This window comes from Brevibacillus sp. BC25 (assembly GCF_000282075.1).
Lineage (GTDB): Bacteria > Bacillota > Bacilli > Brevibacillales > Brevibacillaceae > Brevibacillus.
This window is the reverse complement of sequence record NZ_AKIX01000046.1, coordinates 1-11,948: the sequence shown is the minus strand read 5'-3', so window position 1 is coordinate 11,948 and position 11,948 is coordinate 1. Positions and strand designations below refer to the sequence as shown.

Genomic DNA, 11,948 nt, shown 5'->3' with positions numbered 1-11,948 from the left:
ATTAAACAAAACACGTTTTATTGAAAAATGTTGACATCCTATTAGCTGGTTTAGTTGAATAACAGGCGCTAGTCTAACACTTTATTTCTCAGTCTAGTACTTTATTTTTCGGTCTAATACTTTATTTTACAGTCTACAACTTTATTTTTACGGAACAATGGTTTTGCATGAAAGACCATTTACAGTTCAACATCTTTGTCCCATCGTCTTTCCAGATCCCTCACCGTCGAGCTTTTCTCGACATCCTGTTCATTCTTGTAAGTTCCCAGCATGACGTCAAAAACAGGGCTGGTAACACCGTACCAATAGTGTTCATTTTTGAAGTGATGCCATAGATGGAGCTTTTTCATCCAGCGCCCCCATGGAGATATGGGTTGAACCGGACGATGGGCGATATAATGCGTCCATTCATAAAATAGCAGAAATCCTATCACGCCTGTAACAAAGGCATTGGTCACAATCACGTCGGAAGTAAGCAGATAACAAATGGCTCCGGTTCCTGCAATGAGCGGCAAGCTGTACCACACGGGTAAGAACAACAGGTGCAAGTTGTTCGGATCAGCGTGATGATCGTAATGTAAGCGCTTTAACAAATGGAGAAGAAATGGATTTCGAGGCGGTTTAAGGTGAAAGAGAAATCGATGAATCAAGTATTCGCTTGCCGCATATCCAATCATCCCCGCCACGAGTGCCACCCAGGTTTCCAACACGTACCATTCAGCAATAGTGAAAGACAAGCTAATCAGAAGTAGAATGCTCATGATGAGGATATCCGGAAACGTAAAGAATTCCTTCAGAAACTTTGCCTTCAACAGAACGCCCTCCTCTTGTATTCCTTCACTTGTCTTGGTCCAACACGGTTCGGTTTTTCCACAGCTCCAAACTTTTTTCCATTGCCTTTCTGGCTACACGCTCTGCTTCGATGAAATCTCCTTGTAAAGCGACGTTCAACAGTTCATGGTAATAGTGCCAAGATGCCTCGCGGTGTTCCGGGATGGAAAAATACCTTCGCGCCATTTTTAGGTAAAAGGAATCAAAACTGTTTACAATCAGTAAATAGATAGGATTTGGAGAAAGCCTCGTCAGATTTTTCTGCAGTTCCCAGTCAAACGCTGCATAAGAATCAGCATCAGGTTTCAGTTGATCGAGATTGGCAAGCAATGCGACTACCTTCGGCTGATGAGCAGCAACCGCATTACGAATGTAAACAGGCGCCAACGATATCCGTAGTTCCAGCAAGTACGAAATAAACTCATCCGTAACATCTTCGTGGTTTTGAATGATATGGACAAGGGTCATTACATTACCTTGATGCCAATAATCGTTGACAATTGCCGGATGCCCTTTCCGCACAGTGATCCAGCCATCTCTTTCCAAGCGTTGCAGTGCTTCTCTAACGGTTGGCCGACCTACCCCGTAGTACTCTGCCAACTCCCGCTCCGGTCGCAGCGTACTTCCTGTAGGATACTCTTTGGTCAAAATTGCCTTGATTAATTTCATCTCAATTTGATCCGACGCCCGTTCTTTCTTTCCCCCTTTTTTCTCCAATGTCATAATCGCCTCCTTGTGCCGTTGGTCCTATAACAATTTTTTGTGGTATTACCACAGATGGTAGTATTTTACACAACTTCCTGTCAAGATGAACTTTCCTACACGAGCAAAAAAGGCATAGCCCTCTTTCGAAAAAGAGAAGGCTATGCCTCTTGTGTTACTGGTGTGATTATTCTGTCACTTCTACCGACCAGCCAAACTTGTCTTCACGCTCACCGTATTGGATTCCTGTCATCTCGTCGTACAGTCTCGTTGTCAATTCCCCTGTTTTTTCACCGTTGATGATCATCTGATGTCCGTTCCAATTCAGATCACCGACTGGGGAAATAACAGCCGCTGTTCCGGTACCGAATGCTTCTTCCAGCTCACCGTTGACGTAAGCGGTATGCAGGTCTTCCATCGAGATCCGCTTCTCTACGACTGGAATTCCCCAGTCCTTGAGCAATTGGATGGTCGAATCTCTCGTGATACCCTCCAGGATGCTGCCGTTCAATGATGGGGTCCACACTTCCCCTTTTACCTTGAAGAACACGTTCATACTGCCTACTTCTTCAATATATTTGTTCTCTACGCCATCGAGCCACAGCACTTGCTCATAACCTTTTTCTTTTGCTTCCACTTGTGCTTTCAGACCGCCTGCGTAGTTACCTGCCACTTTAGCGTTTCCTGTTCCGCCTCTTACCGCACGAACATAATTGTGCTCTACGTAAATTTTCACGGGCTTCATGCCACCCGCATAGTACGCTCCAACTGGAGAGAGCACGATCACTAATTTGTACGTATGCGAAGCGCGCACACCAAAGCATGGCTCTGTCGCAATTACGAAGGGACGAATGTAGAGAGACTGTCCGTCTTCTGTTGGAATCCATTCTTTATCTACTGCCACCAGCTGTTTCAATGCCTCGACCATGAATTCCTCGTCGATCAACGGCATGCTCATACGCTCCAATGAACGGTTCATACGCTTGAAATTTTGATCAGGACGGAACAAGCGAACCTTGCCCTCTTGATTCCGATAAGCTTTCAAGCCCTCAAAAACAGCTTGCCCGTAATGGAACACCATTGCTGCCGGGTCCAATGTCAACGGAGAGTAAGGAACAATTTGTGGATCATGCCATCCTTTACCTTCTGTATAATCCATGGTGAACATATGATCGGTAAAATGAACACCGAACCCCAGCTTGTCAGAAGCTGGTTTCTCTTTTTTCTGTTCTGTCCGGGTAATTGTTAACTGACACTCCATCTTCTACATCTCCCTTAGTATTAAATCCACTATTTGAACAACTTCCTATATATACAAAATAGCAACAATTTTGCATGATTTCCAGCGTAAGTTTCTCCTACCCCTACAATTTATGGTTATTTAGCGAAAAATTCGCAAAGTTTTCGTGATCGATTTTTTTCTTCGTATGCAGGATGAAAGGAATAGGTATCCCGAAAAGAATGTATAGTGACAGAATGAGGAGGGATTTGTATGACCACACACCTTCGATTGCACGGAAAAATTGCCATAGTAACAGGAGCCAGCCGCCTTCAAGGAATTGGTGCTGCTATCTGTAAAATGCTAGCCTCACACGGCGCCGATATTTTCCATACGTATTGGACCGCCTATGACCAATCCATGACGCATGGGATTCAAATGGATGAACCTGCAATCTTGCAGGAAGAGATCAGACGCTACGGAGTTAAATGTGCCGGGATCGAGATCGACCTGTCACATCCTGATGCCTACAAAGAGGTGCTCGGCGCAGCTACAGCACAACTGGGCGAACCAATCATCCTCGTCAACAACGCTTGCTACTCGACAAATGACGGCTACGAGGCACTGGATATTGCCAGTTTGGACGCACATTATGCCATCAATGTGCGAGCGACCACAATGCTCAGTGTGGAATTTGCACGTCGCTTCTCTCAACAACGCGGAGGACGAATTATCAACATGACATCTGGTCAGTCCAAAGGCCCTATGGTCGGCGAGATCGCATATGCCGCAACAAAAGGAGCCGTGGATGCCCTCACGACGACACTGGCTGCCGAAGTAGCCACGCGAGGGATTACGGTCAACGCTGTAAATCCTGGGCCCACCGACTCAGGCTGGATGAATGAAGAAATCAAGCAAAACATTTTGCAGCGATTTCCTTTGGGACGGATTGGACAGCCCGAAGATGCAGCGCGTCTTGTCGCCTTTTTGGCAAGTGACGAAGCGGAGTGGATTACCGGACAGATTATGCATTCCGAAGGCGGATTCATCCGGTAAGTGAAAAAAGCACAATCCGCCGTTTCTAGCAGATTGTGCTTCTTCTATTTATTCAAGCTATGGTTTGCTCACGATTGGGAAAGAAGGCTTGAACAGCTCTTTTTCGCCCAGCTGTTGATAGTCGCGCTCGACGTAGCCCAGACGCATTTTGTCAAAGTAACGCTGTCCCTTTGCTTTGATCTCTTCCAGATCAACTCCTGGCATGAGGCGGTCTTTCATTACGGTGCGTCCAGCGATGATTGAGAGCTTCACATCACGACCTGAGCCACATGTGATGATCGTACGGATTGGATCATCAACCGCACCCATGTGGAAACCGTCCAGATCAATGGCAATGATATCTGCTTTTGCCCCCGGCGCCAATCGTCCCAGATCATCTCTGCCAAGGAAACGTGCGCCGCCCAATGTTGCTGCGCGGTAAATATCCGCGTAGCTGGAATCTGCGACGTCGCCTTCCACCAAACGAGACAGCATGCTGGCTGTGCGAATGTTTTGGATGAAGTCAGGCGGGAACGTATCGGTTCCAATCGCGATGTTGACGCCGCGACGTTTGTAACGGGCAAACGATTCGAGTGCCTCGCCATGGCGACCGACTACGAGCGGGCAGTGAATCACGGTCGTGCCTGTCTCTTGGAGGATCGCCAAATCGTCTCCCTCTCCGAATTTCGCTTTACTAAACCCTGGAATGAAATGTGCGTGCGGAATTGCCGTTTTCTTTCCGAGGAAGCCGAGCTCATTCAGGAACTGAATCGGTGATTTGTTGTGTCGACGATGGATTTCCGTATATTCATAGAGACCTTGTGCAGCATGCAGACGGATAGGACATCCGAGCTCCTCGCTGTAGCGCTTTGTGTTGATCAAGTTCTCTACAGACTGTGACTCGATTCGTTCCGGCGCCAGCATTCCACGGATGAGTCCGTTGTGAGCCCCATCGAAATCTTTGACGAATTGTACGGCCCGCTCCAGACCTGCTTGTCCTTCCGCTTCGTCCCACAGTACGTCAATCTCTCCATTTGCCTTCACGACACGCATACCGGATTGATAGCTCGGCCCCATGTACATACGCAATCCCAAGCGTCCTGCATGATCGGCTGCGGCTGCCAGCTCTTCATACGTTTCCGCCCAGCGCTTGTAGAAGACGGATGTAATCGGCATCGCTGTCGTTACCCCATTTAGAATCAGTTGGCTGTAAGCGAAAAGGGATTTGAACGCCTCTTCCTCAGGGGTCATTACCTCATGGTAGCCTTTGCGGTAGTAGTCTTCCGACCAGAGCATGTTTTTGTTTCTAGCAGAAGCTTGCTCCAGATGTACGATGTCGTGATCAATATCACCCAACGCATTCAGGTCAATGAAGCCCGGGCTGACTACTGCATTGCCAGCATCGATCACTTCATCTACCTCGCCATCAAAATGGTGCCCCACATACACAATGGTGTCATTCTCGTAAACGACTTCCCCATCCTTGATAATCACATGATCTTCGCCGTCAAAACCGATGACATATTTTGCGGTTATTTTCTTTTTCATGATGATCCTCCCTACTCTTTCTCGTTCCGGCCTATCCATTCCATTGTATCCTTTGTTATTATAGGAAATATTCTGTAAAATTTGTTTCAAAACTTTTACATGTATTTGCACAATCTTTACTCCTTTTCGAAAACACGCAAGATTCCACGCAATACGTAAAGATCATGCAAAAACTAGTAAAAAAGATGAAAAAACTTATTCGAAATATTCAATACAATTAACATAGACAGCTAGACTGGACTCTCATCCACTACATGCAAGATAGAGAAAGGGCTGATTTCTAGTGATGCAAGCTTTTTGGTTAACCAACGTTCGTCTCGATAAAGGATTTGAAACAGGAGAAGACGGCGTCTTTCACACACTCTCAGAAATCTGTCATTTGAAAATCGAAGATGGCAAAATCGCAGAGATCGTATCGGCGAACGAAAAACTCGACACCACTTTACCGCAAGAAGATGCAAAAGGTTTATTGGCCCTGCCCTCTTTTGTTGAAAAGCATAATCACCTGGACAAAACGTATGCAGGCGCAACCTGGAAGTCTTGCCTTCCTCCGAAAAAACTGATCGATCGCTTGGAGTTCGAAGCAAAAGAAATGCCGCTGATAACTGGAACGACCAAAGAGCGCGCACAAGCGATGCTCCAGTTGCATATCAAAGGCGGTGCCACACATGTGCGCACACACGTCAACATCGATCCATACATCGGGCTAAAAAACCTGGAGGGTGTGCGTGCAGCCCTGGAAGAGTACAGCGATCGCCTGACGTATGAAATCGTTGCTTTCCCGCAGCAGGGGCTCCTGCGTACACAAGCAAGCTCCTTGATGAGACAAGCGATGAAGGAAGGCGCTACACTGGTTGGGGGCTTGGACCCGGCTGGGATTGATAATGAATTGGAAGGCTCCTTGCGTGAAATGATGGACATTGCGGTGGAAGCAGATGCGGATGTCGATATTCACCTGCATGATCCGGGGACACTCGGCTTTTATACGATCAAAAGACTGCTCGATCTGACTGAGGAAGCTGGTTGGCAAAACCGCATGGCGATCAGTCATGCCTTTGCGCTCGGAGATGTGTCAATGGAGGAAAGCTTGGACATGGCAGATCGATTGTCCCAGCTGGGAACGATGATCATGACGACCGTTCCGATTAATCGGGCGATGCCACCTGTTCCGATGCTTCATGCCAAAGGCGTACAAGTCGCACTTGGTTACGATGGATTCTACGATTCGTGGTCGCCATATGGTACAGGCGATATGCTGGATAAGCTAAACCGTCTGGTCGAGCGCTACCGTTGGGTCGATGAGAAATCATTGGTGCAATCCTTGTACTTCATCACCGGAGGAAAAACAACGCTCGATAAAGATGGCAACCGTGCATGGCCAAATGTTGGCGACGAGGCAAGCATCGTGTTTGCAGAAAGCTCCTGCTCTGCGGAAGCGATTGCGAGAAAATCTCGTCGAGCAGCTGTTATGTTTAAAGGAAAAATTGTGCATGGTGCTTTGGAGAGAATGGAAGCGGGCAGATAATAGATGGAAAGGCTTCGCCGATTTGGGCGAAGCCTCTTTATGTCTTGTCTGATATTAAGCCACAGGATGATTGGAGGAAGATTCCTTCTCTTTAGATAAGAACCAACCCAGTACAGCGATCAAGAGAAGAACGGTCCAGAACGTTGCCTTCCACGCGACTGACTTTGGAAAATCAGCTGCCAAATATCCTAGCTCAGGGTGCGACAGTGTGTATACGGCCAACTTGACGCCAACCCAGCCGACGATCAAAAATGCGGCTGTCTCTATTCCAGGCTTGCGTTGCAGCAACCAGGAAGGCTCCGGCAAGCCCATAAAATAGAGCTTTCTTTCTCTCTTTCTCTGGCAGATGCTTCACCATAATTGCGATCACCAAAGCATTGTCTGCTGCCAAGATCCCTTCTAGGCCCATCAGGACAAGTAGCACCCATCCATACTCCAATATCATAGCCCACTCCATTCCAGTCCCCCCTTATGTAAGTCCTATCCCTCTTTGTGGTAAACGTGTGATGAATTTTAAAACCAAGCCTTTTTTAAGAGCTTCACACCAAGTTGGATTTCATCACTTGATAAATTATTAAAACCAAGTTTCAACATTGGTTGATCGGTTTTGTTTTTAATGAAGAAGAGTGAAGTAGGATAGACTTTGACTCCCTGAATGGCCGCTTGTTGAATGAGCCATTCTTCTGAACGCTCCACGTGTACTTTGACTAATAAGTACAAACCAGACTGCTCCCCAATGATAGAAACATGTTGTTTGAAATGCTTCCTTAATTCACAAGCGAAGTGCTGCATTTTTCGTTTATAAACAAGACGCATGCGTTTAATATGGCGATTCCACTCCCCTTCTTCCATAAATTTCGCCATGGCGAATTGGCTAAGTAGTGAAGTGGTGCTCTCGAAATGTGCGAATTGATTTTTATAACAGTTGATAAGCGACTGTGGCAATACCATATAACTTAAACGTATCCCTGGCAGAAAGCATTTCGAGAAATTTCCGAGATAAATAACTCTCGTTGAATCGATGGAAGCGAGAGCCGGAAATGGTTGTTGGGTATAGCGATATTCACTATCATAATCGTCTTCGATAATATACCCTTGCCTATTTTCTGCCCAATGGATGAGGGCATGCCTTTGTTGAATGGGCATACTTACCCCATATGGACTGTGATGGGACGGCGCCACATAAATCAATCGTGATTTCATTTGTTCCAAGTGTGAAAAATCAGCACCTGTCTCATAAACGGGTAATGTTTCCAGTGTTAAACCATTTAATTGAAAAGCATTTCTAGCGCCATCATAACCAGGATCCTCCACAATCACGCTAGAAAAATCATGTTTCAGGACAAGACCGAGATACACAAGCATTTGTTGGGTACTACTCCCGATAATGATGGAATCTGCTTCTGTTCTCACTCCACGAGACTGGAGTAAATAGGCTGCGATTTGCTCACGTAGGCTCCATTCACCAAAAGGCTCCCCGTACCGAAAGCTCTCCTTTTCCGTTAATACTTGATTCGAGATCCTCCGCCACGTTTTTAAAGGGAAATGCGCTTGATCGACGACGTCTGCGCGAAAATCAATGCGAACAGATGGTACCGGCTCTGTTTGCTTGTGAGTAGAAGAGCTGCGGGCCTCTTGAAATAAAACGGGCTCTAACTCATTTACAAAATAACCTTTTCGGCCTTCTCCACGAATATACCCTTCAGCAACAAGTTGTTCATATGCCATTAAGGTTGTATTACGGCTGACATGTAAGGAATCTGCGAGTTGACGAATAGAGGGCAATGGCTCATCCGCCTTAATGTCGCCTTGTTCAATAAATGATTTAAATTTCTCGTAGATTTGTTTGTATTTTGGAGAGTTATCTTTGAAGGTAAAAATGGTATTTTTCATTTGCACCCCTTCTGACATGTATATTTATTTATTATTGTATCTTTTTTTATGTCAGTTTGTATCATACTCTTGGTTCAAGTACAAGTTGAAAGGGTGGTTACTGTGTACATTCCTAAGCAATATCGTATGGAACATGATGAGGCAGTTCAAATGATGAAGTCTAACCCGTTTGCCCTATTGATCACGGTTGATGAACATCGCCCATTGGCTACGCATATTCCGTTAGAAATTCGTGAAGAGGAAGGGAAAATCTATGCGACTGGGCACATCGCATACGGAAACATGCAGAAGAAAACGTTGGATAACAATAGAGATGTTTTGCTTATTTTTCAAGGACCACACGCTTACATTTCATCAAGCTGGTATGAGTCTGAACAGGTTCCCACTTGGGACTATCTCGCTGTACATGCGTATGGGACAGCACGTATCCTCACGAAGGATGAACTAAAGTCGGCTTTGGATTCTATGCTTACACACTATGAATCTGACCGAGAAAATGGGCGGCTCTGGGAGACCTTCAATCCTGAGTTGCTTGAGAGAGAGATGAAAGGAATCGTTGGTTTTGAGATTGAAATCACCTCTATTCAAGGGGCAGCCAAAATGAGCCAAAATCGCAACAACACCGATTATCAATCGATTGTGGCAGAGCTTGAAAAATCAAATGATCAGGGGGAAATTCAAGTTTCTCAGTGGATGCGTGAGCAACGGAAAGAGTTATTTAAATGATCAATCGATAGATACAACAAGGAGTTGCTTCTTATGGAGTTTTCAACTATTTGGCTATTTGTCATTGCCGCTTCTACATTGTTAATCATACCTGGACCAGCTGTGTTCTATATTATGGCAAGAAGTATCGATCAAGGTAAGAAAGCGGGCCTGGTATCAGTCCTCGGCGTGTCTCTTGGTGGTTCTGTTCACGTTTTAGCTGGAGCAATCGGAGTTTCTGCGATTCTTATGACATCTGCAACAGCCTTTCATATCGTGAAATACTTGGGTGCTGCTTATCTTATCTATTTGGGGTGTAAGACTTTATTTTCTACAGCTGATAGAACGGCTTCCGAAATTCCAAAAGCCCCTCGCAAAAAATTACGAAAGATTTTTTACGAATCAGCGCTTGTCGAGGTAATGAATCCGAAGACAGCCCTCTTCTTTTTAGCCTTCTTTCCGCAATTCATATCACCTACTGCTGGATCAGTCAGCGTTCAATTTTTGCTTTTGGGAACGATATTTATTATCCTAGCTTTTGTTAGCGATGGTCTGTATGCAGTTCTCGCAGCAAGTATGAGAAAGCGGATTGTGGGTAGTACGGCGAGTTCAAAGGTAGTGAATCGGATAACTGGTTATTTATATATTGCTCTAGGGATTTTCTCCGCCTTTGCGAGCCCCTCCAAAACATAATAAGTGAAATGAAACGGAGAGATAGGTTATGACTAGATTTATCATTGAAGATGATTTTTGGTCGTTATTTCCGCATGCAAAAATAGGCATCGTGATTTGCCAAGGAATTGATAATTCAATTAGAGACGTTGAAAAATACGAGAAGCTGCTGCAGGAGGCAGAGAAAGAAGCACATAAATTTTTACGTCTGGAGGAATTCAGTAGTAATCCTGTCATTTCCGTTTGGCGAGAAGCTTTTCAGAAATTCAAGACAAAGAAAGGGGCAAGGTGTTCCATTGAAGCTTTATTAAAAAGAGTGAAAAATGGCAATCCGATCGGAACAATAAACCCGCTTGTTGACATCTATAATTCCATTTCATTGCGTTATGGGCTTCCGTGTGGTGGAGAAGATATCGATACTTTTGTAGGCGATATTCGGCTAACAAAAGCAAATGGCAACGAACCGTTTATCCCTTTGGGACAGGATGAAAATGCTTCGCCATATGAAGGGGAAATTGTTTATAAAGATGATGACGGTGCCATCTGCAGATGCTGGAATTGGCGTGAAGCTCAGAGGACGATGCTAACAGAAAATACGAAAAATGCATTCCTCTGTATTGAATTAATAGATGAAACAAGAAGCGATGAATTCCATATGGCGCTAAAAGAATTGTCTGATTTAGTGCCACATCATCTTGGCGGTATGGTGAAGATGGAAGTGTTAGATATCAATCATAAGGAAATGACCATCTTTGGTTAAACAAACGGCAGCCAAATGCACTGGCTGCCATTCTTTGTGTTTATGAAACGATCGATACCCGTTCGCTCAACCACCATATCCTGACTTAGAACATTCCATTCTCATTGGGGGAATCATCCGGTATGGGCTGGCCTACATCCCAGAATTCGACGATTTGGTCGTTATGAAAACGGAAGATATGGACCACAGCTCCCCCAAGATCCTCTTGGTTTTGCTTCACATGGGAATGAACCGCAACGATCTCCCCCTCTTCGATGGCACGTTTCACTTCGAGAATCTTATGAGGATTCTTTGCGGCGTTCTCTTCCATTGCGAGCATAAGAGAATGAGCATCGCCACGAAAAAAGGGATTATGGTGGCGGAAATTCGGACCAGTGTATCTTTGGTATGCTTCTCGCACATTCCCCGACGCTACCAGTTGCAAAAACGACACCGCATTCTCTTTGAGAGAAGTCTTCATTACAAATCATCCTTTCTTTAATAAGATACCCGTTCGTACAACACGTCTATCTATGCCCAACTTTTTGTACTTTTTAACTCTCTTCGTCACTTGCTATGCTTTCAATCTTGCCATTCGTATTTACTATTTCTACTGTGTACCCAATTAACCTTTTTCCCACATCCGTTATTCAACCGCTCATCTTGCCTGCTGCGTTGAGGTATAATAGTTCAAAGCAAAGGGGGCGGAAAACTGTGGAGTGGTTAATCGGTCTGGCATGCAGCGCCGGGATTGCGGGGGCCGCTTATGTAAAACGGTCGCTGTCTGGTTCCGGCTTTTTGGCGGCGGTGATACTCGGCACCGTGATGTACGCACTCGGAAGCCCTATCTGGTTCGGCTCCCTCATCGCTTTTTTTGTCTCATCCACCTTATTGTCCAAGTGGAAAAAGCATAAAAAGCAAGAGGCCGAGAGTGGTTATGAGAAAACAGGGAGACGCGATGCTGGTCAGGTACTCGCAAACGGCGGGCTTGGGCTCCTGTTATGTGTAGCAAATTCGGCGTGGTCTCATCCGCTTTGGTGGTACGCGTTCCTCGGCGTGATGGCGGCGGTCACAGCCGA

At 45.6% G+C, this 11,948-nt stretch carries 12 protein-coding genes and 1 pseudogene; 6 read left to right on the top strand and 7 right to left on the bottom strand.

Annotated features, from left to right (window positions below; all coding sequences use genetic code 11):
* Window positions 1–179: 179 nt before the first annotated feature.
* The 3 genes from PMI05_RS13710 to PMI05_RS13700 all read right to left on the bottom strand — a co-directional run bounded on the left by PMI05_RS13710 (window position 180) and on the right by PMI05_RS13700 (window position 2,794).
* Window positions 180–812, bottom strand: a complete 633-nt coding sequence (locus tag PMI05_RS13710; protein WP_007722371.1) for a sterol desaturase family protein — start codon at window positions 810–812, stop codon at window positions 180–182.
* A gap of 25 nt (window positions 813–837) precedes the next feature.
* Window positions 838–1,554, bottom strand: a complete 717-nt coding sequence (locus PMI05_RS13705) for a GntR family transcriptional regulator (RefSeq protein WP_007722369.1) — start codon at window positions 1,552–1,554, stop codon at window positions 838–840.
* A gap of 166 nt (window positions 1,555–1,720) precedes the next feature.
* A complete protein-coding gene (locus tag PMI05_RS13700; RefSeq protein WP_007722366.1) occupies window positions 1,721–2,794 on the bottom strand; it encodes a branched-chain amino acid aminotransferase in 1,074 nt (357 codons plus the stop codon).
* A gap of 231 nt (window positions 2,795–3,025) precedes the next feature.
* Here PMI05_RS13700 and PMI05_RS13695 point away from each other — a divergent pair, with 231 nt between their 5' ends.
* On the top strand, window positions 3,026–3,808 hold the full coding sequence (locus PMI05_RS13695; protein ID WP_007722365.1) for an SDR family oxidoreductase: 783 nt from the start codon (window positions 3,026–3,028) through the stop codon (window positions 3,806–3,808).
* A 57-nt stretch (window positions 3,809–3,865) separates the two neighbouring features.
* Here PMI05_RS13695 and PMI05_RS13690 read toward each other — a convergent pair whose 3' ends face one another.
* Complete coding sequence (locus PMI05_RS13690) at window positions 3,866–5,335, bottom strand: amidohydrolase family protein (RefSeq protein WP_039960759.1); 1,470 nt, start codon at window positions 5,333–5,335, stop codon at window positions 3,866–3,868.
* 283 nt (window positions 5,336–5,618) lie between these two features.
* Between PMI05_RS13690 and PMI05_RS13685 the strand changes: the two genes are divergently transcribed.
* Window positions 5,619–6,860, top strand: a complete 1,242-nt coding sequence (locus PMI05_RS13685) for an amidohydrolase family protein (protein ID WP_007722362.1) — start codon at window positions 5,619–5,621, stop codon at window positions 6,858–6,860.
* A 54-nt stretch (window positions 6,861–6,914) separates the two neighbouring features.
* On the opposite strand, the pseudogene PMI05_RS13680 reads toward PMI05_RS13685, so the two are convergent.
* Both PMI05_RS13680 and PMI05_RS13675 read right to left on the bottom strand, forming a co-directional pair.
* Window positions 6,915–7,317: pseudogene (locus tag PMI05_RS13680) on the bottom strand (hypothetical protein).
* A gap of 56 nt (window positions 7,318–7,373) precedes the next feature.
* Entirely contained in the window at window positions 7,374–8,753 is a 1,380-nt protein-coding gene (locus PMI05_RS13675) for a PLP-dependent aminotransferase family protein (RefSeq protein WP_007722356.1), read from the bottom strand.
* A gap of 102 nt (window positions 8,754–8,855) precedes the next feature.
* On the opposite strand from PMI05_RS13675, the gene PMI05_RS13670 reads away from it, so the two are divergent.
* The 3 genes from PMI05_RS13670 to PMI05_RS13660 are packed head-to-tail and all read left to right on the top strand — an operon-like array spanning window position 8,856 to window position 10,890.
* Window positions 8,856–9,479 carry an FMN-binding negative transcriptional regulator gene (locus PMI05_RS13670; protein ID WP_007722355.1) on the top strand — a complete coding sequence of 208 codons (624 nt, stop codon included), beginning with the start codon at window positions 8,856–8,858 and terminating at the stop codon, window positions 9,477–9,479.
* A gap of 33 nt (window positions 9,480–9,512) precedes the next feature.
* The gene (locus tag PMI05_RS13665; RefSeq protein WP_007722354.1) at window positions 9,513–10,151 is read left to right on the top strand and encodes a LysE family translocator; all 639 of its coding nucleotides are present in this window, start codon (window positions 9,513–9,515) and stop codon (window positions 10,149–10,151) included.
* 28 nt (window positions 10,152–10,179) lie between these two features.
* Window positions 10,180–10,890: a B3/4 domain-containing protein gene (locus PMI05_RS13660; RefSeq protein WP_007722350.1), complete on the top strand. Its 711-nt coding sequence runs from the start codon at window positions 10,180–10,182 to the stop codon at window positions 10,888–10,890.
* An 85-nt stretch (window positions 10,891–10,975) separates the two neighbouring features.
* Here the strand turns inward: PMI05_RS13660 and PMI05_RS13655 are convergent, their stop codons facing one another.
* Window positions 10,976–11,350 carry a nuclear transport factor 2 family protein gene (locus tag PMI05_RS13655; RefSeq protein WP_007722348.1) on the bottom strand — a complete coding sequence of 125 codons (375 nt, stop codon included), beginning with the start codon at window positions 11,348–11,350 and terminating at the stop codon, window positions 10,976–10,978.
* 233 nt (window positions 11,351–11,583) lie between these two features.
* Here PMI05_RS13655 and PMI05_RS13650 point away from each other — a divergent pair.
* Window positions 11,584–11,948 (top strand): DUF92 domain-containing protein (locus PMI05_RS13650; protein WP_007722341.1); only part of this gene is annotated, 365 nt, incomplete at its 3' end.

Bases quoted from the DNA above. Each gene is read 5' to 3' on its own strand.
- PMI05_RS13705 (WP_007722369.1), bottom strand. From the start codon at position 1,554: ATGACATTGGAGAAAAAAGGGGGAAAGAAAGAACGGGCGTCGGATCAA.
- PMI05_RS13700 (WP_007722366.1), bottom strand. From the start codon at position 2,794: ATGGAGTGTCAGTTAACAATTACCCGGACAGAACAGAAAAAAGAGAAA.
- PMI05_RS13695 (WP_007722365.1), top strand. From the start codon at position 3,026: ATGACCACACACCTTCGATTGCACGGAAAAATTGCCATAGTAACAGGA.
- PMI05_RS13690 (WP_039960759.1), bottom strand. From the start codon at position 5,335: ATGAAAAAGAAAATAACCGCAAAATATGTCATCGGTTTTGACGGCGAA.
- PMI05_RS13675 (WP_007722356.1), bottom strand. From the start codon at position 8,753: ATGAAAAATACCATTTTTACCTTCAAAGATAACTCTCCAAAATACAAA.
- PMI05_RS13665 (WP_007722354.1), top strand. From the start codon at position 9,513: ATGGAGTTTTCAACTATTTGGCTATTTGTCATTGCCGCTTCTACATTG.
- PMI05_RS13660 (WP_007722350.1), top strand. From the start codon at position 10,180: ATGACTAGATTTATCATTGAAGATGATTTTTGGTCGTTATTTCCGCAT.
- PMI05_RS13655 (WP_007722348.1), bottom strand. From the start codon at position 11,350: ATGAAGACTTCTCTCAAAGAGAATGCGGTGTCGTTTTTGCAACTGGTA.